This window comes from Ruegeria sp. O11, assembly GCF_056535285.1.
Genome location: NZ_JBQERS010000015.1, coordinates 32651 through 54831, shown reverse-complemented (window position 1 = coordinate 54831; position 22181 = coordinate 32651). Strand labels below are relative to the sequence as shown.

General features: G+C 55.3%; 17 protein-coding genes. 14 read left to right on the top strand and 3 right to left on the bottom strand.

Translation table 11 applies throughout. The annotated features are described in order from the left end of the window. The first annotated feature begins 81 nt into the window (after positions 1-81). Positions 82-873: a WecB/TagA/CpsF family glycosyltransferase gene (locus ACRZ91_RS19340; RefSeq protein WP_480907915.1), complete on the top strand. Its 792-nt coding sequence runs from the start codon at positions 82-84 to the stop codon at positions 871-873. A gap of 65 nt (positions 874-938) precedes the next feature. Here ACRZ91_RS19340 and ACRZ91_RS19335 read toward each other — a convergent pair whose 3' ends face one another. From ACRZ91_RS19335 to ACRZ91_RS19325, 3 genes are read right to left on the bottom strand one after another with little or no spacing between them, the layout of a single operon-like run. Next, entirely contained in the window at positions 939-1775 is an 837-nt protein-coding gene (locus tag ACRZ91_RS19335) for a CpsD/CapB family tyrosine-protein kinase (protein ID WP_480907914.1), read from the bottom strand. A 15-nt stretch (positions 1776-1790) separates the two neighbouring features. Next, positions 1791-3347 (bottom strand): GumC family protein, encoded by a 1557-nt coding sequence (locus tag ACRZ91_RS19330; RefSeq protein WP_480907912.1) that lies wholly within the window; start codon positions 3345-3347, stop codon positions 1791-1793. Beyond that, complete coding sequence (locus ACRZ91_RS19325) at positions 3344-4270, bottom strand: ExeA family protein (RefSeq protein WP_010442181.1); 927 nt, start codon at positions 4268-4270, stop codon at positions 3344-3346. Before ACRZ91_RS19325 ends, ACRZ91_RS19330 begins: the two co-directional genes overlap by 4 nt. A gap of 805 nt (positions 4271-5075) precedes the next feature. Between ACRZ91_RS19325 and ACRZ91_RS19320 the strand changes: the two genes are divergently transcribed. The 13 genes from ACRZ91_RS19320 to ACRZ91_RS19260 all read left to right on the top strand — a co-directional run bounded on the left by ACRZ91_RS19320 (position 5076) and on the right by ACRZ91_RS19260 (position 22180). Then, positions 5076-6074 carry an NAD-dependent epimerase/dehydratase family protein gene (locus ACRZ91_RS19320; RefSeq protein WP_480907910.1) on the top strand — a complete coding sequence of 333 codons (999 nt, stop codon included), beginning with the start codon at positions 5076-5078 and terminating at the stop codon, positions 6072-6074. Positions 6075-6077: 3 nt separating this feature from the next. Beyond that, complete coding sequence (locus tag ACRZ91_RS19315; RefSeq protein WP_480907908.1) at positions 6078-6920, top strand: sugar phosphate isomerase/epimerase family protein; 843 nt, start codon at positions 6078-6080, stop codon at positions 6918-6920. Next, positions 6917-7969 carry a hypothetical protein gene (locus ACRZ91_RS19310; RefSeq protein ID WP_480907906.1) on the top strand — a complete coding sequence of 351 codons (1053 nt, stop codon included), beginning with the start codon at positions 6917-6919 and terminating at the stop codon, positions 7967-7969. Before ACRZ91_RS19315 ends, ACRZ91_RS19310 begins: the two co-directional genes overlap by 4 nt. Continuing rightward, positions 7966-8748 (top strand): FAD-dependent oxidoreductase, encoded by a 783-nt coding sequence (locus ACRZ91_RS19305; protein ID WP_480907904.1) that lies wholly within the window; start codon positions 7966-7968, stop codon positions 8746-8748. Before ACRZ91_RS19310 ends, ACRZ91_RS19305 begins: the two co-directional genes overlap by 4 nt. Continuing rightward, positions 8715-9140 carry a hypothetical protein gene (locus tag ACRZ91_RS19300; protein WP_480907902.1) on the top strand — a complete coding sequence of 142 codons (426 nt, stop codon included), beginning with the start codon at positions 8715-8717 and terminating at the stop codon, positions 9138-9140. Before ACRZ91_RS19305 ends, ACRZ91_RS19300 begins: the two co-directional genes overlap by 34 nt. Further along, positions 9121-9540 (top strand): GtrA family protein, encoded by a 420-nt coding sequence (locus tag ACRZ91_RS19295; protein ID WP_480907900.1) that lies wholly within the window; start codon positions 9121-9123, stop codon positions 9538-9540. Before ACRZ91_RS19300 ends, ACRZ91_RS19295 begins: the two co-directional genes overlap by 20 nt. A gap of 4 nt (positions 9541-9544) precedes the next feature. Then, positions 9545-10387, top strand: a complete 843-nt coding sequence (locus tag ACRZ91_RS19290) for a glycosyltransferase family 2 protein (protein ID WP_480907898.1) — start codon at positions 9545-9547, stop codon at positions 10385-10387. 457 nt (positions 10388-10844) lie between these two features. Further along, positions 10845-11411: a dTDP-4-dehydrorhamnose 3,5-epimerase gene (gene rfbC, locus ACRZ91_RS19285; protein WP_480907896.1), complete on the top strand. Its 567-nt coding sequence runs from the start codon at positions 10845-10847 to the stop codon at positions 11409-11411. Further along, the gene (rfbB, locus tag ACRZ91_RS19280; protein ID WP_480907894.1) at positions 11411-12451 is read left to right on the top strand and encodes a dTDP-glucose 4,6-dehydratase; all 1041 of its coding nucleotides are present in this window, start codon (positions 11411-11413) and stop codon (positions 12449-12451) included. The genes rfbC and rfbB overlap by 1 nt, the downstream gene beginning before the upstream one ends. Further along, the gene (rfbD, locus tag ACRZ91_RS19275; RefSeq protein ID WP_480907892.1) at positions 12448-13311 is read left to right on the top strand and encodes a dTDP-4-dehydrorhamnose reductase; all 864 of its coding nucleotides are present in this window, start codon (positions 12448-12450) and stop codon (positions 13309-13311) included. Before rfbB ends, rfbD begins: the two co-directional genes overlap by 4 nt. Before the next feature lie 18 nt (positions 13312-13329). Then, a complete protein-coding gene (gene rfbA, locus ACRZ91_RS19270) occupies positions 13330-14196 on the top strand; it encodes a glucose-1-phosphate thymidylyltransferase RfbA (RefSeq protein WP_480907891.1) in 867 nt (288 codons plus the stop codon). Between the two features lie 548 nt (positions 14197-14744). Next, a complete protein-coding gene (locus ACRZ91_RS19265; RefSeq protein WP_480907889.1) occupies positions 14745-15437 on the top strand; it encodes a sugar transferase in 693 nt (230 codons plus the stop codon). A 296-nt stretch (positions 15438-15733) separates the two neighbouring features. Continuing rightward, positions 15734-22180: a type I polyketide synthase gene (locus ACRZ91_RS19260; protein WP_480907887.1), complete on the top strand. Its 6447-nt coding sequence runs from the start codon at positions 15734-15736 to the stop codon at positions 22178-22180. Position 22181: the final 1 nt, after the last annotated feature.

The following is a 22181-nucleotide window of genomic DNA, read 5'->3' as shown; positions in this document are numbered from 1 at the left end:
CCAGCAAAAGCCAGCAACTAACAATAGACAACAACACATTGCTGAGCCATCAAAGGTCATTGGTTCAATAAGAGTGGAATAGTGTTTGTGAATTCCGAAATTGACATTGCGACACAACAAACAGCGCAAGGCCCGGAGTTTCTGTCGCTGATCAGTCAGCCAACAAAAACAGGACTTTTTGAAAGTATCGTCAGCTGCTGGGATAAAAGGCAAGGCTTTACGCTAGCCACATTGAATCTGGACCACATCGTGAAGATGCGTCAGATGCCCGAGTTTCATTCAGCCTATATTGCGCACACTCACGTCGTCGCTGACGGCAATCCCATTGTGTGGCTGTCGCGTCTGGCGGGACGATCCATCGAACTGATGCCCGGCTCAGACCTTATCGCCCCGCTTGCGCGGCTGGCCGCCGAGCACGACATATCCGTCGCACTGCTGGGGGCAACTCAGGACACGTTGGATCGCGCAGCGGACCAACTCGAAAAGGATAATCCCGGGCTCCGCGTCGTGACAAAGATTGCGCCCCCCTTTGGGCTTGATCCCGATGGGCCCGAAGTTGCCACCTATCTTGAAACAATCCACACGGAAGGTGCGCGCCTGTGCTTCTTGGCCCTTGGTGCGCCCAAACAAGAAATGCTGGCGGTCCGCGGGGCGCAGCTTGCACCAGCCTGTGGTTTTGTCTCGATTGGGGCTGGGCTTGATTTTATCGCAGGCAGCCAGACACGGGCACCGTCCTGGGTTCGCAAACTGGCCTTGGAATGGGTCTGGCGCATGGTTAGCCACCCGGTTCGTTTGGCAACGCGCTACGGACGGTGTTTGGTCATCTTGCCAAAGTTGTCGTGGCAGGCCTTGTGGGCGCGTTTCACGCGTTGAGTCTCGCGCCAGCGGACATTGTCTTGCTCAAGCCTGGGCAACCCCACACCTGCTGACAACAATCGTCAGTAGCCGTATTTATCCAGCGTTTCGAGATAACGGCATTTATTCAATACCACGCCCAAGAGATTGCAGCGTGCCGAAATCTCGTCCTTGCACTTCTCCAGCTCCTCAGCGGTAGAATTTTCCGCAGCGGCCACCAGAAGCACGCAGTCAATCTGATCTAGAAAGGCATATGTATCGTCGCAGGTCAGCATGGGGGGCGTATCGAACAACATGATGTCGGGCTGATACCGCTCTTCCATCCGATCAATGACATGGGCCGCATCTTTGTCCTGAAGCAACTCGGCTGACTCCGGAACCGAGTGGCTATTCAGAGCAAAAGCCAACTTTTCATCATAGCAAACGATGTGATCTTCTGGCTGACTTTCACCTTCCAACGCTTTAGCAAAGTGATATTCACCTGTTTGCAGCAACTTGTTAATCGATGGGCGGCGCAGGTCGAGATCGACCAATATCACCCGGGTATTTCGCTGACGCGCAAAGCTAAAAGCTAGATTCAGACACAGAGTTGTCTTGCCACAGGCAGAACCGGGCGACGCGATTGCGACCCGGCGCCAGTTATTACTTTGCATCTGATGCATCATACGTGTGCGCAACACATCGAAGGATACAGATTCTGTAGTCGCCTCGTGGCCGGAAATACGTGCCCGCATCAACTGCTTCGGATTCAATTTATACTTGGGCAGGTCTGCCCACAGCTTTTCCTTAAGTGAAGCAGGAGACCCCTCTGGCTGCAGTGTTTCGACCGGCGTCGGCGCGGAGGTCTGCTCCTTTTTTTCTGCATCAGAAACTCTCCGCGCTTCGCGGGCTTTCTGGATGGCAGTTTGAATACGTTCCATAACCTTCGTGTCCCGTTATCCCAAATTCAACCGATCAAGCAAATATGTCGCGCCAAGCTTTTCGGCGACCTTTTCGATAACAAGATCAAGTGGCAAGTAATATAAGTGAATGAGATACAAAGCCGCAACTGCACCCACGATCGGAAGGCACAGCCCAGCGACAATCATGCTGCGACGGATAGCGATCTCGCGTCTCGTCCACATATATGGCACAGTTCCAAAAACAGGTTCGCCAAGACGCGAGGATATATCGACAGGTCTGCGTACCGTCGAATTGAGGATCTCCAGTAGTACAAACAGCCCCCCTGCCAACGCCAAACCGGCGGCCATCCCAATGGCTGCAACTTTTTTGCGACTAGGTTCCGCTGGGAACGTCGGTACAGTGGCATGCTCTGTCACGGTGATGCGCTGGCCGCGGGATTGCGCCTCGATTTGATCGCCGGTGCGAGCCTCAGCGAGGCTGGCCGTCGCCTGAGTGTATTGCAATTGCAGATTATCATAGTCCCGCTCGAGCGTGCCAAGGGCAATCGCATTAGTTGGCGTGGCCTCGATGGATTGGGCCAGTAATTCCAGTTCGGTATTGATGTCGGTTTTTTGAGCCTCGATGAAATCGATCTGCCCATCGATATCGGAAACTTGGAGGTCGAACGCTGTGAAATTGGGTGCCGTTTCAGTGCCAAGACCCAATTGGATATTGGCCGCCTCCAACGCCGCGATCTGACCGTCCAGCGACCGAATGCGCGGATGATCAGATGAATAGATTACAAGAGCCGAGGCCCGCTCGTCCTGCAATTGCCGCAGACGGCGCTGTTCCGGCGTCAGGCTCTCACCGGCCAGGTCCGAACGCCCAGTCCGTTCGTAGACTTCAACAAGCCGGGAACGGCGGTCGCGCAGACCCGACAGTTCGCGATCCAACTGCAATATACGTTCCTGCAACGAGGACTGGCGTTCACGGCTATAGGTCAGGCTGTCCGGCAAGGCATCTTTATGCGCCTCTTTGAATTCAAGGATCTTGCGGTTTTGCTCTGCCATTTCACCATCCAAACGAGCCACCTCTTGCACAAAAAAGTCCAGCGTTTGCGCCGCAACACCTGTGCGCATTGCCACGTTCTCTTGCAGGATCTGCGTGACCAGTTCGTTGGTAACCCGGGCCGAATTCTCGGCATCCGGCGCCGCAAAAGATACTGTCACAAATGCGGCCTGATTTCGGGTATCAAAGGGTAACTGAAGCTCAATCCGTTCTTCCATATCCCAGACGATTTCGTCCGATGTCAAATTTGGTTGGTCGTCATGCACGCCAAAGCGGCGCGACAATTCCAGCAAATTGGCCCTTGCCATAACCCGTTGCTGGATAACCTGCAGAATTTCGACGACACTAGCCTGCACGGTTGTTGAGGCAAGATCTCCCGGGATCTGCGCAGATTCCACAACCAGCCGGGATTGGGCTCTGTAAACCGGCGGCAGCGTAAATGCCGCGTAAATGCCAGCAAGTGTGCAAAACACAATGATAGGGATAATGAAATAGAGCCTGCGCCACACCAAAGAAAGGTAAAACCGGATATCGTTCGTCATGATGTCAGGCCGTTTTTGTCCGAATCCAAACTCGCGGCGAAAAAGGCACCATCGTTTAGGACCATCTCTACCGTGTGCTGCACGACGCCTTTGCGGCCTCGCGTAAAGGCATAAACCATCGACAGATCGCAAAGCTGATTAACCAAACGCGGCACTCCTTTTGTGGACTCGTAGATCTGATCGGTTGCGGCCGGGCTGAAAAAATTGCGTTCGGCCCCTGCTACATCAAGTCTGTGTGCCACGTATTTGCGCACTGTTTTCTTATCCATTGACTTCAAGTGGAAACTCGACGCCACGCGTTGCGCAAACTGACGCATTTCTGGGCGACGGATGATTTCCTGTAGCTCGGGTTGGCCAACCAGGACCAACTGCAACAATTCATCCTTGTTTGAATTGATGTTCGTGAACATCCTGAGCTCTTCCAGCGATTCAGATGTCAGGTTCTGAGCTTCGTCAAATATCAGGATCACCCGGTGACCTTTGGCATATTCCTCGATCAAATGGGCCTGGAAATTGGCAAAGAGGTCGACATAGGTAGCATCAGCAGGGGCGGGCTGATCCAACGCCATTAAGACCCAGCGCAACAGCTCGCCACGATCGCCGTGGGCGTTTGAGATTAAGCCGATCTTCACATCACTCCCGACGCTTTTCAGAAGATGGTGCAACAGCGTTGTCTTGCCAGCACCCACATCGCCGGTAATCAGGGTGATCGGCGCTCGTGTCAGGATGCCGTACTCCAGCATCGTGTACGCCTGAAGATGAGCTTTCGACCAGAAAATGAATTCCGGGTCGGGTAACAGGGAAAAAGGCCGCTCGGTTAACCCGAAGTGAGCGGAGTAGATGTCAAGCGAACTAGAGTTGTCGCTCGGTGTTTGGCTGGGACGAATATTCAAATCCTCGTACTCATTTACTTGCGCCAACATATCCGAACTCTCGGATATCCCCATAGTGGTTCGGGAATTCAGACTTTTTAGCGCTATACTCTAAACTACAGCTATTATTTACTTACCACCTCTCGTAGCAAACACATGTGATTTAGGCCACAACTTAAGCGGTTTTTCGGGCAACGCGTACAAGACCAATCATCCTGCGGGGATGAGTATAAAGATATCAATCCCGAATCCCCGTCATTGTCTCATAATTCCCTCGCACTTCAGCATAGCACAACCCGAGTATGTGCAAAGTGAACGTTTGCTTCAGCATTTCAAGGGTTTTTGCGTCGCGAACAGACCATGACGCACCCTGGCAAAGCGTCGTAATGTGCCGTAATTCATTAGCAAAGGTTGCTTCACTGGCATCTGCGGTCAGACTCATCGACTGAAATGGCTGCAAATTTGTAGCCTGCATGTCGCGCAGAGCCGCTGAATTTAATTCTAATTCGCCAATGAATTATCGACGCCAATTGGAAACAATCGCGCCCGGATGCCGCTATTGTGAAGAACTCGAGTGCTCGACGAGTCAGCGCTCGATACAGTGTGAGAGTTGTCCGGGCTAAAGCTTCTGCTTAGCCAACTTGGTAGAATCTCCGATAAGGCGCTATCTGAATGGGGTTACCGGCCGGTTCTTTCTCTTTGACAGACCCGAAACCGGGGCATACTCCATTTGTGGCGGTGTCCGATTGCTCTGGCATCATCGTCAACGGGGCCCAGGGGTCAGCCATCTGGCTGGTGCAAGATTACCGGGTTCTGGTTTATTGTGTATCGCTGCGGTCCGTCCGCGATGTAAGTAATGAGTAAAAAGCCGATTGGAGACAATCTGACCATGGCGTTACAATTCAATACCGGCATTCTGGGACACTCTGGCTTTGTTGGTTCAACCCTCGCGAGAGCTCTGCCGGATGCGCATAGGTTTAACTCTCGCACCGTGCAAAACGCCGAAGGCCAGAGATTTGCAACGCTATATTGCGCTGCCGCGCCCGGCTCGATGTTTGAGGCCAACAAGTATCCGGACCGCGACGCCCAACGCATTGATGCATTGATCGCCTCGCTTTCACGGATGCAAGCGCGCAGATTTGTGCTGATTTCAACAATCGCCGTACTGGACCGTTTCGATGGCGGATATACTGAAACTAATGCAAATTATCAGGAAACCGTCGCCTATGGCGTCAACCGCAGAAGGCTAGAGCAAGCCTGTCAGGCCCATTTCCCGCAATGCCTAATCGTTCGCTTACCAGCCTTGTTCGGGCCCGGCTTGATGAAGAACTTCATCTTCGACCTGATGAATCCCATGCCCACAATGCTGAGTTCGGCCGCTTATGAAAAGCTGGAAACCCAGCTTCCGGCCTCATTGACCCCAACGTTAGGTAAAATTTACTCCGCCGATGATGCAGTTGGTATGTATGTGATCGATCGTGCTGCACTGGCAGCATTGCCGGATCGGGCTGAACTGACGGCCGAGGCGGATCACCTTGGCATTAACGCCGTCATGTTCCACAACTGCCAAACCACCTATCAGTTCTATGAAATGACGCGACTGAATTCGGACATCAACCTTGCGCTGGAGGCCGGGTTGGATGTTCTGCACCTTGCGCCGGAACCGCTTATGGCATCCGAAGTTCATCGCGCCCTCATCGGACGGAACATGCCCGAAACTGCCGGAAAGCTTCACCAGGAAGACATGCGCACTCAACACGCTGGGCTTTTCGGCCAAAACGGTCCATACAATCGCTCCGGCGATGATGTACTGGCGGCACTGACCAGTTTCTTCTCAGCCTCGATGGAAGGTTGAGCAATGCAATATGCCGTTTCAAATATCGCCTGGACCGCAGATGATCGCCGCGACGTCTATGCCAGGCTACAGGCTGAGGGCATTACTGGGCTAGAGATCGCCCCTGGCCTACTGTTCAACACTGCAGACGACCCGTTCGAGCCAACCGATGCCCAGATCGCGTCAGTTCGGGACGAACTTGAAGAATTCGGGCTGACACTCGTTTCGATGCAGTCTCTGCTTTTCGGAGTCGAAGGCGCCGATTTATTCGGCGAAGATACTGGACGGATGGCCTTTGAACGGGGATTGAAACGCGCGATCACTTTGGCAGGACAGCTCGAGATACCCAATCTTGTGATGGGCTCACCCAAACAGCGCCAGCGACCACCGGAGATGCAACCGGACGCTGCTGTCGACAGGGCCATCGATATTCTGACACCGCTCGCTGACGCCGCCGCAGCTGCGGGCACAATAATCGCGATGGAGTGCAACCCCGACGAATATGACACCAATTTCCTGATAACACCCGATGAAACGCTTGATTTCGTGAAACGCGCTGATCATGCTGCAATCATGCTGAATTTCGACGTTGGTGCGACGCTGCTGACCGGCACATTTGATCGAGTCAAGGATCAGTTGACTACGGCGGGCCCGATGCTCAGCCATGTCCACATCAGCGAACCTTTTCTCGCCCCGGCACCTGCAAGCCCGGAAGATGCGGCACTGGTGCTGAACACCCTGCGCACGCTTGGATACCAACGCGCGGTTTCGATCGAAATGCGTCGTCCCGAGGATGGGCTGACTGGTCTGGATACCGCGCTGAGAAACCTGTCGGCGGCACGTCATCTCAGCGGAGGCGATCCATGAGCGGACCGAAGCTGCGCGACGACATCCTGATATCAGTATGCTTCACAGACGCCTACGCCCCCGACACTGCGGTTCCGCATATTGCGGCGACTGCGGAAATATTAAAGAATAACTATCGCTATTGGGAAATACTCGTCGTCAACGAAACGGGCTACGATACCGCCTTGGAAGAGGCGCTGATCACGGTCCCGAATGTGCGCTATCTGTCGGTAGTACGCGGATTGGACAACAGTCAACGCCGGGTCATTGCCGCCTCGGAAGCGATCGGAGACTTTGTGGTAATCACCTCGGTGAACGAGGTGAACAGCTTTGACATTCCCGCAATGATCGACAAAGCACAGGACCGCAACGCCGTTGTTCTGGGGCAGCGCAAAGCCATGGTGATGGCCGAACCCTTCATCGCAATTCTTGGCCACGCCAGCGGGTTTCAGGCCAGCACCCGCGACATGCAGACCATTACGATACCGCGTACGGCTCTGAACCGGTTGCTCAACGATGCGAACCCTGTGCTCGCCCTGCGCTTTCCGCCTCGGGACAACTCGTTGACCGTGCTTCGACGCGCGCCCGACGTCAAAGGTGCCGCATCCGTTCACGAATCCACCTGGGTGGCGCGCACAACCAGCCGGTCTGACCTGCTACTGCGGATGGTGACTGAAGCGGGACCTTCACTGCTGAGTGCCGTGGCATTGTTTTCTGCATTCATGTTTGTCAGCGCGGTGCTTTTTGCGATCTATGTGGTGGTCATATATCTCACCAAAACGGATATCGCCGAAGGCTGGACCACCCTGTCGCTTTCGATTTCGGGTATGCTCGCCTTCCTGGGTGCCGCTCTGTTTGCGATTTGTGTGACCCTGCGCAAAGCGATGGAGATCATACGCGGCCGTACAGTCGACTATCTGGTGTCCGAGCGCAGCTCGGTTGATCTGTTTGAAAGCGTGTCTAATGCGCTCAATGTCGATACCGATGGCACCGAAAAGTATGAAGATCGGCAAGAAGCCCCAGCGCCCACCGCATTGGTACAGAAGCGTTCGGCAGGTGGTGCACCGTGACCTCGCCGCGTCGAGTCAAGTATCTGGTGATAGGCGGCGGGTTCTATGGTTGTTGCCTGGCCCTGTTTTTACGTTCCACAACGCGCGATGTCGTTCTGGTCGAGGCGGGATCCGAGATCATGACGCGCGCGTCGCGGGTCAATCAGGCGCGCTTGCACTCAGGCTTTCATTACCCCCGCTCGATGCTGACCGCGTTGAAATCGCGCAAGCTGTGCCATCGTTTCGCCAGTGATTTTCCCGATGCGATCGTATCCGACTTCCAGATGCTCTATGCCGTAGCGCGCCAACGTTCGAAAGTGTCCGCCAATCGCTTTCGCAAAATGTTCGAGAATATGAAGGCCCCGATTGCATTGGCATCCCGTCAGGAAACCGCAATGTTCGATGACGACCAGATCGAGGCGGTGTTTCGCGCGGATGAATTTGCCTTTGACTACTCTGTTCTGGCCAATCAACTGGCAGCCCGGATGGATGCGCTCAATCTCGATTTGCGGCTTGGGACCGAGGTCTTGTCCATCGACGACAACTCAGATGCACATGCAGCGGTCGTTCATTTGTCGGACGGCAGCGAAATTCTTGCAGACCAAGTCTTCAACGTCACTTACGCCCAGATTAACCACGTACTCAGGCAATCTGGGCTGCCTCAGGCTCGGCTCAAACACGAAATGACAGAGCTTGCCCTTGTGGATCCCCCCGACGAGATGCAGGGCTATGCGGTCACGGTGATGGATGGCCGTTCTTTTCGCTCATGCCCTATCCAGCGGCTGGAAAGTATTCGCTGACCCATGTGCGTTACACTCCGCATGTCAGTTGGACGGATCAATCAAGACCGGTTTCACCCTATGAAGCCTTCGCCCGGCTTGAGCCCGAAAGTCGACTCAGACACATGGTTCTGGACGCATCCCGGTATCTGCCCTGCGTTGGCGGCATTTCGGATGGAGAGTCGATCTATGATGTCAAAACTGTTTTGGTGAAAAACGAAGTCGACGACGGACGCCCAATTCTTGTTCACGAAGAACCGCGCGGTGGTCGAGTCACATCTGTGCTGGGCGGCAAGATCGACAATATTTATGATCTGTTTTCCCATCTACGCACCCAGCATGATGCGCTGAAACGAGCGGACTTTCGATATATCCTTGCGGACAGAGACAGCCATGTCACGGAAACGGCATGAGTTTCAGCGATATGGCGCCACGGTGGCGCTTGGCCTGATCGTCGATCTGGCCGCCGCGCGCAGTGCGTTGGCGATTGGTGTCCCGATTGAACTCGCCGCCGTTATCGGTGTGGCCTTTGGTGCGATCTTTAACTTTGTCGTTCTCGATCTTTGGGCCTTTGCCGGGCAAAAGGCGAAAGGCGCCGGCTCGCGACGGCTGCGGTATCTGGGGGCGCTTGGTGTCACCATGGCAGTTCGGGCCGCGGCGGTCTGGGTATTGGCCGCCCTGCTTCCTGCACAGACGGCGCCTATGGTGATCTTGTGCCTGGCAGTCGGCGTGTCTTTCACCGCCAATTTTTTGCTTTCAAAACACTGGGTTTTTCAACGCGACGATCAGCCCCAATCAACATCTGGAGAATGATTGGATGTCCCCCAATACCGACACCGAATATCAGGACGCTGTGCCATCGCTTGCCACCGTTGATGACGCGAGTTGGCAGGTGCCGGACTTCGATAGCCTAGAGTTGAGCCCGAAACAGCATGACGCTGTGCTGGTGATACCTGTCCTGAACGAGGGCGAGCGGATTCAAGGGCAGTTGCGCAATCTTGCCGCGCTAAACCACCCGATTGATATCATTATTGCCGATGGCGGATCTACCGACGGCTCACTGGAAGAGGATTTCCTGCGGGACGTGGGCGTACGCGCACGATTGAACAAAACCGGGCCCGGAAAACTCAGCGCCCAACTTCGCATGGCTTATGCGTGGGCGTTGAAGCAAGGGTACCAAAGCATCGTGACCGTGGATGGCAACGGGAAAGATGGCATGGATGCCGTTCCTCTGTTTTTGCAGAAATTGTCGGAAGGCTATGACTATGTTCAGGGCTCGCGCTATCATCCGGATGGCGCCCACAAAAACACGCCACTCGAACGTACGATTGCAAACCGCATGATCCATGCGCCGATGCTGAGTCTGGCATCGGGCTCGAAGCTGACAGACACAACAAACGGCTATCGCGCCTATTCTGCGCGTTATCTTCTCAATCTTGCCGTGCAGCCGTTCCGTGACGTGTTCAACGCTTATGAGCTATTGTTCTATCTCAGTGTGCGCGCCGGGCAGCTTGGGCTGCGTGTCACCGAAGTTCCGGTGTCACGCAGCTATCCCAAGAGTGGCAAAACGCCCACCAAGATCGCGGGGTTCTCCGGCAAGCTGAAAATACTGCAGCAAACCCTGGCCGCCGCGCTTGGACGGTTTACGCCCAAAAGCTGAGAGCTTCTGAGAAAGTGTCTGCCCCTCAGTCAATCAGTCGCATCAGTAGGCACCCCTTGTCACCGTCAACTGGGGTACGTTTTGTCTGATCGTAATCACGGTCGCCTCGTTCGTACTCTTTCAGGTCGGCGGCGATGATCTAATTGAGGCCAGGAGCCTGACTGAGTACAAACATGGGTCGCGCATCCCGTTATCGTCATCGCTGATGTTAGTGAAACAGCTCAGATCTGTACCGGTCGTAACCGGCCCGCTTCCCGATCGCAGCAGCGGACTACGCCTTGGCACGGTACTCAGGGCATTCTGTCATTACGGGGTGGCTTTGTTCCGGTGCACTCGGACACTACAGTGATCGATACATCGCTTTTAAATCGTTGACAAAAACGCAGACGATACAAACAACTGTATTAGCCCTACTGAGTTTAAACCTGTAGAACCGTGGAACGAGAAGTTTGAAATCATGGACATAAAACCTCTTGATATCCCTGAGATCCAGTTGATCACGCCAAGGCGTTTTGGTGATCATCGCGGCTTTTTTGAGGAAACCTATAACCGCGACAGCTTTGTCAACCATGGCATCGAAACAGTGTTCTTGCAGGACAACCACTCGTTGTCTGGAGCTGCAGGCACAGTGCGCGGTCTACATTTTCAAGCCCCTCCAAGAGCTCAGGCCAAACTGGTGCGCTGCGGACGTGGTCGGTTTTTTGACGTCACCGTAGACATTCGAAAGGGCTCGCCTACCTTCGGCCTGTGGGTTGGTGCGGAACTCAGTTTTGAAAATGGGCGGATGTTGCTGGTTCCGGTTGGATTTGCACATGGCTTCATGACTTTAGAGCCGGATACGGAGATCGTCTACAAGTGCTCAGACACCTACGCTCCGGAAACAGAGGGCGCCATTCGGTGGGATGATCCTGATATTGGAATTAGTTGGCCCCTCGATATGGCCGAACCAAAAATTTCCGATAAAGACAAAACAGCCCCATTTTTACGAGACATGGATTCCCCGTTTACGATTGAGGATGGTTAATGAAGATTATGGTCACGGGCGGCGCGGGTTTTATCGGCTCTGCTGTTATTCGGCGCGCGATTGCCGATGGGCATTCAATCGTGAATGTCGACTCTCTCACCTACGCGGCCTGCTTGGATAACGTCGCTTCTGTTTCAAATACGCCTGAATACGCGTTTGAACATGCGGATATCCGGGATGCGGCAGCTATGTCTGGAATTCTGCACCGTCATCAGCCTGACGCGATCATGCATCTGGCTGCCGAAAGCCATGTCGACCGCTCGATCGATGCCCCTGCGGCCTTTATCGACACGAATGTGACCGGGACCTATGTGCTGTTGGAAGCGACCCGTGCCTATTGGACCGATGCAGGCCGGCCCAACACTTTCCGGTTTCACCATATCTCGACTGATGAAGTTTTTGGCTCCTTAGGCGAGACCGGCTTTTTCACCGAAGATAGCCCATACCAGCCCAATTCGCCCTATTCGGCCACAAAGGCAAGCTCTGATCATCTTGTCCGTTCTTGGCGCGAAACCTATGACCTACCGGTGGTGCTGACCAATTGCTCGAACAATTACGGTCCCTACCAGTTTCCGGAAAAACTGATCCCCGTGGTGATCCTGAACGCACTGTCTGGCAAACCCATCCCAATATACGGGGCGGGTGATAACATCCGCGACTGGCTGCATGTCGAAGATCACGCCGAAGCACTGTTGCTTGTGCTGGAAAGAGGCAAACTGGGCCGCAGTTACAATATTGGTGGTGAGAATGAGATGACCAATCTCGATCTGGTCAGGATGCTCTGTACGATTCTGGACCGGCTGAGACCGGGAAAAGCACCCTATTCCGATCTGATCACATTTGTCACCGATCGCCCCGGGCATGACCGCCGCTATGCGATTGATCCGACCCGAATTCGAAGTGAGTTGAACTGGCGTCCGTCCTACACTCCGGAGACGGGTCTTGAGCAGACTGTGAAGTGGTACCTTGAAAATGACAAATGGCTCAACGCGTTGCGGACCCGAAGTGGAGTGGGCAAACGACTCGGGATTGCTCGATGAAAGCGCTGGTCTTCGGCAATCGCGGTCAGGTGGCGACAGAGCTACGCAGACGCGCGCGTTCGCATGGCGTTAGACTTGAAGCGTTGGATCGATCTCGGGCAGATCTGTCTGATCCAACAGCGTGCGCTGAAATTGTCAGCCGCACAGATGCTGAAGTGATCATCAACGCCGCCGCCTATACGGAAGTAGATCGTGCCGTGGAAGAACCTGGCCTGGCTCAGTTGGTTAATGGGGATGCACCGGGTGCTATGGCACACGCCGCTGCGGAACGGGGCCTGCCCTTCCTCCACATCTCGACCGATTATGTCTTCGATGGATCCGGCGAGTTCCCTCGGGCCATCGAAGACCCGACCGGTCCTCTGGGGGTGTATGGCCGAACCAAACTGGACGGAGAGCGCCAGATATCCGAAGCCGAAGGCTGGCACGCCATTCTGCGTACAAGCTGGGTGTTTTCCGCTCATGGTAAGAACTTTGTCAAAACCATCCTTCGGCTGACCGAAACCCGAAGCGAACTGACCATTGTTGCAGACCAGATCGGAGGGCCAACGCCTGCAGCTGATATCGCCGAGACCCTGTTGGCAATTGCGAAGGCTGGAACTTCAACCGAAGGCGGACTGTTTCATTATTCGGGTACTCCAAACGTTAGTTGGGCCGATTTCGCCCGTGAGATTATTTCACAAGCGGATCTGACGACTCAAATCAAAGATATCCTGACCGTGGACTATCCGACTCGGGTCGCCAGGCCCCTGAACTCGCGTCTCGATTGTTCTCGCCTAAAGGAAGTCTATGAAATCCCACAATCCGATTGGAAAGCTGGCCTGGCCCAAGTTTTGGCCGAACTGAATTCCGCAGACGACTGATATTTGAGAGGATTATCTATGCAGCGCAAAGGTATTATTCTTGCCGGTGGTTCTGGCACACGGCTTTACCCAATCACGATGGCGATCTCAAAGCAGCTGCTGCCGATCTATGACAAACCGATGATCTTTTATCCACTCAGCGTTCTGATGCTGTCGAACATCCGAGAGATCGCAATAATCACTACGCCGCAGGATCAAGAGCAGTTCCAGCGCCTATTGGGCGATGGTAGCCAATATGGCTTGTCCCTGACCTGGATCACGCAGCCCTCCCCTGATGGCCTGGCGCAGGCCTACATCCTGGCCGAAGGGTTTCTGGCGGGCGCTCCATCTGCAATGATTTTGGGTGACAATATTTTCTTCGGCCATGGCCTACCCGACCTTCTGCGTCTTGCCGATGCGTACGAGCAAGGCGGTACAGTATTCGCCTATCGCGTGGCAGACCCAGAGCGCTATGGCGTCGTTGATTTCGACGGAAACAAAGCGCGCGCCATCATCGAGAAACCCAAGGTGCCGCCTTCACACTATGCGGTTACTGGGCTGTATTTTCTGGATGCTGACGCTCCCGCCCGCGCGCGCCATGTCCAACCTTCCGCACGCGGAGAGCTCGAGATCACCTCACTGCTCGAGACTTACCTGGTCGAAGGGCGGCTGGACGTTCAGACCATGGGCCGGGGATTTGCATGGCTGGACACAGGTACTCATGGGTCTTTGCTGGATGCCAGTAATTTCGTGCGCACCTTAACGGACCGGCAAGGCATGCAAACCGGGAGCCTGGATGAAATTGCCTGGGTGAATGGTTGGATTGATGATGAGGCCTTGGTCGAACGCGCAAAACTGTTCGCGAAATCCACCTATGGCGAATATCTTGAATTGCTTCTGAAATAGTGGCCGAGGAAACGAGAAGGGGTCTGCGGCTCCACAGCCTTCGACGGCTTGGGTGCTGATCTGAGGGCTGGCTGAGGTCGGCCTGATACGTCAACGGCAGCGTCGGTGTATCGCCGACATATGCTCGCCCCAATGCTGGCTCTCTGAATGCCTGAGTTGGTTAACTTTTGTCACTCGTTCGTCAGCTGTGCGAATCATTCCAATAGCCTCGTCTCGGGATCAAAACTAGCGAGCTACATACTGACGGCAAGCCACGCATAAGCAGAGCAGGGAATTGAGTTGCAACTTATAATTGTTTGCATTTCTACTGCAGGGAACAATGTCAGGTAATATATCCAATTGTGCTTTAAATATGGCGGAAAAAAGTCGATTGGGCCAAATTCACACTTTGAGATGTCGTTAGAAACTGTATAAACTTGTTCACGTACATAGGGCACAGTTTCGTAGTATGTAGTGCCAATAGCGTTCCGAGTGTGCGGGGATATTTTTGGCCCCATGGGTTGCTGCGTAATAGTGAAGCCGGTTTGGGCTTAAGGTTAAAGGTTGATATGTCTATTCAAGATACGAACATTCGCGCCGATGCCAGGACCTGTGGTTCTGTTATTCAGACCGGTCAGACAGCCAGAAATACACCTCAGCTCTACCGCAATGTGTTTAAACGCCTGTTAGACTTGGCAATTGTCTTGTTAGCTTTGCCAATAGTGGCGCCCATCATTCTGGTTCTGGCTCTCTTTGTTGCTCGCGATGGTTCAAACCCATTCTATGGACAATCCCGTGTTGGCCGCGATGGCCGGACTTTCAAGATGTGGAAATTGCGCTCGATGGTTCCGAACGCACAGTTGATGCTTGATGATTTTCTGTCAGCGAATCCCGCTGCCCGCCGCGAGTGGGACGAAACGCAAAAGTTAAAGGACGATCCCCGGATCACACCTTTCGGTAATGCGCTTCGCAAATCTTCGCTGGATGAACTACCGCAACTGTGGAATGTGCTGACAGGAGAGATGAGCTTGGTTGGACCGCGTCCAATGCTACCTGAACAGCAAAAGTTGTATCCGGGTGAGGCATACTTTTCGCTGCGTCCCGGCATGACAGGGTCCTGGCAAGTATCCGAGCGCAACGCCAGTTCATTCGCAAGTCGAGCCGAATTCGACACCTCTTACGCCAGAAATCTGAACCTTAGAACCGATCTGGGTATTCTGTATTCCACGGTAGGCGTAGTCGTCCGAGCCACAGGAATCTAGGCAACTTTTGCTTCGCTACAATGCAGTTTGTTCCGCGCCAATCTACGACTCCCCTAGGCTGACGCAATAAGCTTTCCTGCTTCAGATTGTAGAATGTTCGGAAACCATCGATCAGCCCTCCTCAACTTTGAGAATCCTTAGCCCAAGGCTCGAAAGCGGTATTTTCCTAGTGTTACAAAGTCCCTGCATCACAGTGATGGGGACCGTGTGCAGCAGAAGCTCAAAAAATTGACACGCACTCGCCACTTTCGTTTGGCAATATCTACAGTGCGACATAAACTCAAACCGGTTTATTAATGGATGGTTCTACAGTGAATACTTCTGCCAGGGACGGCGATATCGCAATCGTTGGCATGGCCGCGCATTTGCCTGGCGCGTCTTCGATTGACACCTATTGGTCCAATCTGCGCGAGGGGGTGGAATCGATCCGCCAACTCTGTAGAGAGCAGCTTATTGCAGACGGGGAAACCCCGCACCTGCTTGAGCGGCCTGACTATGTTCCCTCCGCCGCACCTTTGGATCGGTTCGAGGAGTTTGATGCCGAATTCTTTGGCCTCTCTCCGAAAGAAGCCGCGATAATGGACCCGCAGCACCGCCAGTTTCTGGAGGTCGCTTGGGAGGCGCTAGAAAACGCCGGCCACCCACCAGAGAATTTTTCTGGACCTATCGGAGTGTTTGCCGGTTGTGGGATGGGCAGCTATTTCTATTTCAATGTCTGTTCCAACCAGGATCTGGTTGATGACGTAGGCATGTTCTTGCTGCGCCATACTGGAAATGACAAAGACTTTCTATCGACACGGCTAAGCCACATCCTCGACCTCAAAGGGCCGAGTGTGAATGTGCAGACGGCATGCTCGACCTCGCTGGTTGCGGTGCATTTCGCGACCCAGGCTTTGCTGACCGGTGAATGCGATATGGCGATTGCCGGGGGGGTCACAATCGAACTCCCTCACAATAGGGGTTATGTCTACAAAGAGGGTGAAGTGCTGTCGCCAGACGGCCATTGCCATGCATTCGATCATCGCGCGCAGGGCACGGTGTTTGGCTCAGGCGCGGGCGCTGTCATCCTGCGCCGTCTGTCCGATGCCATTGAGGATGGCGATCACATCTGGGGCGTGATCCGGGGCACGGCGATCAACAATGATGGCGCGGCCAAGGCCGGGTATCTGGCACCCTCCGTTGATGGTCAGGCAGCAGCGATTTCCGAGGCCCATGTGATGGCCGATGTTCAGGCCGACACGGTGGATTACATCGAATGCCACGGCACCGGCACCTATCTAGGTGACCCTATTGAAGTCGCCGCGCTGACGCAGGCGTTTTCGGAAACCACGCAGGAAACGGGGTTTTGCCGGTTAGGATCGGTCAAAACCAATATCGGCCATCTGGATACGGCCGCCGGAGTGGCCAGCCTGATCAAAACCTCGCTGGCACTGCATCACAAGCAGATTCCACCCAGTCTCGGGTATGAAAAGCCCAACCCTGCGATTGACTTCGAGAACAGCCCATTCCGCGTGAATGACACTCTGACCGATTGGGTATCGCACAAAGGCCCGCGCCGCGCCGGGGTGAATTCGCTGGGCGTTGGCGGGACCAATGCGCATGCCATTCTGGAGGAAGCGCCCGAGCGGGCTGCATCCGAGCCGTCGGATTGGCCGTTTCAAATCCTTACGGTTTCTGCGCGAGGCAAAAAGGCACTGGACGCCAACAGCACTGCTTTGGCTGAGCATCTGCGCGCCAATCCCGATCAGGATTTGGCCGACATCGCCTGGACCCTGAAAAACGGAAGACGCGGGTTCGAAAAGCGGCGCGTCATCGTCGCTGAAACCCATGAAGACGCCGCCACGATCCTTGAGGAAAATGATCCACGTCGGGTTTTCACCCATACGGTGATCTCGGACGCGCCTGAGCATGTCTTCATGTTCCCCGGCGGCGGTGCTCAGTACGCCGGGATGGCACGAGACCTCTATGAGACCGAGCCGGTCTTTGCCGACTGGATGGATAGGGGTCTGGATATCCTGCAGGCCAAGCTCGATTACGATATCCGCGCGATCTGGTTGCCCGAACCGGGTCAGGAAGAGGCCGCGGATGAGCGACTGAAAACGCCCTCGGTGCAGCTGCCGCTGATCATGATCACCGAATATGCGCTGGCGCAGCTGTGGATGGAATGGGGTGTTCAGCCCACCGCTCTGGTCGGCCATTCGATGGGCGAAAACGCCGCCGCTTGCGTGGCTGGTGTGATGTCATTCGAGGATTGCATCGGTCTGGTGCACCTGCGCGGGCGTCTGTTTGACACGGTGCCCGCTGGCGGCATGCTGAGCGTCCCCCTGCCCGCCGATGATCTGAGACCGCTGCTGGGAGACGAGCTTGATCTGGGCGCCGTCAACGCCCCGAGCCTGAGCGTTGCAACCGGACCTCAGGCAGCACTGGACGATCTGGAGGAACGTCTGCGCAATCAGGGTGTCGACTGCCAGCGTATACCGATTGATATCGCCGCGCATTCGCGGATGCTAGAGCCGATTCTGCAGGAATTCGGTGACTATCTGCGCTCGATCGAATTGAAGGCACCGCAGATCCCCTTCCCCTCGAACCGCAGCGGCAATTGGATCACCGAGGCCGAGGCCACGGACCCCGAATACTGGGTCGGCCATCTGCGCAACACCGTTCATTTCGCCGACTGTATCACCACGCTGTCTGAAAACCCCGAACGTATTTTCATCGAGGTTGGACCGGGCAAAGCGCTGGCTTCGCTGACCGGCCAGCATGACAAGGTGGACGCCAATCAGGTGATCGGCAGCTTGCGCCATCCGAATGATGACGTGGCTGACGATGCCTACTTCATGGCCATGCTGGGCCGTATCTGGGCGTTGGGCGGAAGCTTTGATTGGGGTCAGATCTGGGGTGAGGCACGCCGGAACAAGGTGGCCTTGCCGACCTATGCCTTCCAGCGGTCACCCTATTTCATTGAGCCCGGCAAAACCAAGGCGGATACGGCCAGTCAATGGCTGATGCGGACCGAGGATGCTGACGACTGGGGCTATCGCGTCGCCTGGACGCCAAAATACGCGGCCTGCGATGTCGATACCACCGGTAATCTTTCGGATGCGCCACAGGAAAGCTGGCTGATCTTTGCGGATGAGGCCGGGCTCTGCGTCAGTCTGGCTGCGCGGCTGAAGCAAGCAGGACACAATGTTATCACGGTTAAACCGGGTGATGCCTTTGTCCGCATCGATGATGATCACTACCAACTGGCGCCTGAGCGGGGGCGTGAAAGCTATGATGCACTGATGCGCGATCTGATCGCGCAGGAACGTATCCCGACCCGGATCGTGCATGGCTGGCTGTTGACACAGGAGGAAACCTTCCGACCCGGCGGCAGCTTTTTCCACCGCAATCTGGAACAGGGATTTTTCAGCCTGTTCTTCCTGGCGCAGGCTATTGGCGATGAAGACCTGCCGATGCCCCTGCATCTCCACGTGCTGAGTTCGGGCGCGTTGCAGGTTCGGGATGAGACCCTGCCCTATCCAGAAAAAGGAACCGTGACCGGTCCGACCCGGGTGATCCCGCGCGAATTCCCTGGCCTGACGTGCGCGTTACTGGATATCGACCTGCCGCAAATCTCAGGTAAACGCCGTCCGCCTTCCCTGCCGGAGGGCCTGGCTGATCAGATTCTCGAAGACCTGCTGGCCCCACCGGCTTCGTTCACCGCAGCAATCCGGTCTGGGAAGCGGTTTGAACTGGGGTATCGCCCACAGGTTCTTGCAGAACCCTCTCTGGATGACCTACCGCTACGCGATGGCGGTACCTACCTGATCACCGGCGGCTTTGGTGGCATCGGCCTGACATTGGCCGAGGCGCTCATTGGCAAGGTCAATGCCAATATCGTCCTGCTTGCGCGCGGTGAACTGCCACCTCGAGACCAGTGGGACAATGTGCTGAGCAACTCAGCCCCACGGGATAAAACCGCCCGCCGCATCCGCGCAATTGAAAAGCTTGAGGCAGCAGGCGGCAAGGTTCTGCCGATGTCGGTCGATGTCAGCAATGTTGAACAGATGCGCCAATGCGTTGAAATCGCAACACAGGAATTTGGCCAGATTAACGGTGTGATCCATGCAGCTGGCCTGATCGACGATGCGCCGATCATGACCAAGACCATGATGGAGATCGAGGATTTATTCACCCCCAAGATCCACGGGACACAGGTCATCGATCAAATCTTCCCGGACGGCGCGCTTGATTGGTTGGTTCTGTTCTCGTCCACCTCGACCGCAACGGCACCAGTGGGTCAGGTCGACTATGTGGCCGCCAATGATTACCTGAACGCCTACGCTCGCTCCCGCGCGGGTGGAAAAACGTGCGTTCTGTCGGTCAACTGGGGTATCTGGGCCGATGTCGGTATGGCCGCAGACGCGATGGAGGCCCGGAGCGGGTCCGTTGAGCCCGCACCCGTGACTTCGGCAAATATGCCGATGCTGGATCAGGCAAGCTTCGATGACACTGGCAACCGCCTGCTGAGCGCGACCTACAATGCTCATGATCGCTGGTTCCTGAATGATCACCGCACCAAGGCTGGCCATGCTTTGGTCCCTGGTACCGGGTATCTGGAGCTGGCCTCCGAGGCCCTGCGTGTTCAGGGAGAAACCGGTCCGTTTGAAATCCGCGATCTGTATTTCCTGCGGCCCCTGTCAGTATTGGATAGCCAAGATCAACAGGTCAAGCTTCTTCTGCCACGCAGCGATGTTGGCTATGATCTGACCGTTGAAAGCGGCACGGATGCGGCTTTCGAGCTCAACGCCCAGGCCCGACTGTCACTGTTGCCGCTGGTTGCGCCGAAGCCTCTGGATATCGCCGGTATAACGACCCGCTGCGGCACGGCACATCAAGCAGAAGGCACCGGGCGCCTGCGCTCCTGTCAGGAGGCGCATCTGAATTTCGGACCGCACTGGCGGGTTCTGACATCAACGGCCCTGGGGACGGGCGAAGGATTAGCCCATCTGTCTCTGCCAACCGAGCTGCAGGCGGATATCAATACAGGCTATCACTTGCATCCCGGCCTGATGGATCTGGCCACCGGTTGGGCAATGGAGTTGATCGAAGGTTATCAACCGTCTCACCTGTGGGTCCCAGTCTCCTATCGCTCTGTGCGCGTTTACAGCCCCCTACCATCAGAGATCGTCAGCTGGGTCCGAAATGCGGGCGACAATCGCGCCGAGGGTGAAACCGCTAGCTTTGATGTCACCGTCGCAGCGCCCGACGGTACAGTTTGTGTCGAGGTCGAGGGTTTCTCGATCCGCCGGATGGAAAGCGCCGCAGATTTTGCGTTTAGCGAAAACATCCCAGTGATCAGATCGGAACTGGATACTCCACCACCCCTGTCCCCGGCCGAAGAACGCCTGCGCCATAACCTGTCACAGGGCATTCCGGCAGCTGAAGGGCCGAACCTGTTCTTCAAAGCGCTGGCTAGCGGGCAATCGCAGGTAATCCTGTCATCGCTGGACCTGGATGGCCTGATTGCTCAGGCTGCCGACAGCGGTGCTGCTGCCGAAAGCACGGATCAGAAATTCCAGCGACCCGAGTTGGATTCTGACTATGTTGCGCCAGAAAATGATATCGAGCGCCGGCTTGCCGGGTTATGGCAAGAGCTTCTGGGCGTTGATGAAATTGGTGTTGAAGACAGCTTCTTCGATCTGGGCGGGCATTCTCTGATCGCCGTGCGCCTTTTTGCACAGATCCGTAAAGCCTACAACGTGGACTTCCCGATTTCGGTCCTGTTCGAGGCACCAACAATCCGAAAATGCGCCGATCTGATCGCCGCTCGCGGTGTGTCAAAAGACGGGGGCGACGGAGATACAGCGGAAACTGCTGCACCGGCCACACCGGAACGCCGTTTTAGCCATCTGGTACCCATGCATTCCGGCGAAGGCGGAACCAAGACTCCTTTCTTCCTTGTGGCGGGCATGTTCGGTAACGTGCTCAATTTGCGCCATCTGGCACATCTTGTCGGGACCAACCGGCCCTTCTATGGCCTGCAGGCCCGTGGCCTTTACGGGGACGAAGATCCGCACCACGATCTGCGCGAAGCCGCAAAGGATTACATCGCTGAGATGCGGCAGGTTCAACCTGCGGGGCCGTACATGCTCGGTGGCTTCTCAGGAGGCGGCATTACTGCCTATGAAATCGCGCGCCAATTGACGGAAGCTGGCGAAGAGATCGCTGCGTTGGTTATGCTCGACACACCATTGCCTGTGCGTCGTCCTCTGACAAAACGCGACCGCCTGATGATCCAATGGCTGGAGCTGCGCGACAAAGGCGCGAACTATCCAATCCAGTGGGCAAAAAACCGGATCGCATGGGAAATCGAGAAGCGCCAGCCGAAGGACGAAACGGCCGAATCCGGGCAGCAATTTCATGATACCGAAATCGAGGCCGCCTTCCTGGAAAGCGTGAACCACTATCCCTTGCGCTCCTGGGACGGCCCATTGACCCTTTTCCGACCGCCGCTTGTCGGCGAATGGGAAGTCGCGCCCGGTAAACTTGTTCACCATGAACGTTATTATCTGACCCATGACAATGACTGGACGCCCTGGGCCCAGAACATTGAAGTGTTCGAAGTGCCCGGAGATCATGATTCGATGGTGCTGGAACCGAACGTGCGGGTGCTGGCGGCACAGATGAAAACCTGCCTTGAAAACGCCGAACGCCAGATCATGAACCTGCGACCTACTTTGCAGGAGGCGGCAGAATAAC

Excerpts from the sequence above, each read along its gene's own strand:
- ACRZ91_RS19335 (WP_480907914.1), bottom strand. The coding sequence starts at position 1,775 with ATGGAACGTATTCAAACTGCCATCCAGAAAGCCCGCGAAGCGCGGAGA.
- ACRZ91_RS19330 (WP_480907912.1), bottom strand. The coding sequence starts at position 3,347 with ATGACGAACGATATCCGGTTTTACCTTTCTTTGGTGTGGCGCAGGCTC.
- ACRZ91_RS19325 (WP_010442181.1), bottom strand. The coding sequence starts at position 4,270 with ATGTTGGCGCAAGTAAATGAGTACGAGGATTTGAATATTCGTCCCAGC.
- ACRZ91_RS19320 (WP_480907910.1), top strand. The coding sequence starts at position 5,076 with ATGAGTAAAAAGCCGATTGGAGACAATCTGACCATGGCGTTACAATTC.
- ACRZ91_RS19315 (WP_480907908.1), top strand. The coding sequence starts at position 6,078 with ATGCAATATGCCGTTTCAAATATCGCCTGGACCGCAGATGATCGCCGC.
- ACRZ91_RS19310 (WP_480907906.1), top strand. The coding sequence starts at position 6,917 with ATGAGCGGACCGAAGCTGCGCGACGACATCCTGATATCAGTATGCTTC.
- ACRZ91_RS19300 (WP_480907902.1), top strand. The coding sequence starts at position 8,715 with ATGCCCTATCCAGCGGCTGGAAAGTATTCGCTGACCCATGTGCGTTAC.
- ACRZ91_RS19295 (WP_480907900.1), top strand. The coding sequence starts at position 9,121 with ATGTCACGGAAACGGCATGAGTTTCAGCGATATGGCGCCACGGTGGCG.
- ACRZ91_RS19290 (WP_480907898.1), top strand. The coding sequence starts at position 9,545 with ATGTCCCCCAATACCGACACCGAATATCAGGACGCTGTGCCATCGCTT.
- rfbC (WP_480907896.1), top strand. The coding sequence starts at position 10,845 with ATGGACATAAAACCTCTTGATATCCCTGAGATCCAGTTGATCACGCCA.
- rfbB (WP_480907894.1), top strand. The coding sequence starts at position 11,411 with ATGAAGATTATGGTCACGGGCGGCGCGGGTTTTATCGGCTCTGCTGTT.
- rfbD (WP_480907892.1), top strand. The coding sequence starts at position 12,448 with ATGAAAGCGCTGGTCTTCGGCAATCGCGGTCAGGTGGCGACAGAGCTA.
- rfbA (WP_480907891.1), top strand. The coding sequence starts at position 13,330 with ATGCAGCGCAAAGGTATTATTCTTGCCGGTGGTTCTGGCACACGGCTT.
- ACRZ91_RS19265 (WP_480907889.1), top strand. The coding sequence starts at position 14,745 with ATGTCTATTCAAGATACGAACATTCGCGCCGATGCCAGGACCTGTGGT.
- ACRZ91_RS19260 (WP_480907887.1), top strand. The coding sequence starts at position 15,734 with ATGGATGGTTCTACAGTGAATACTTCTGCCAGGGACGGCGATATCGCA.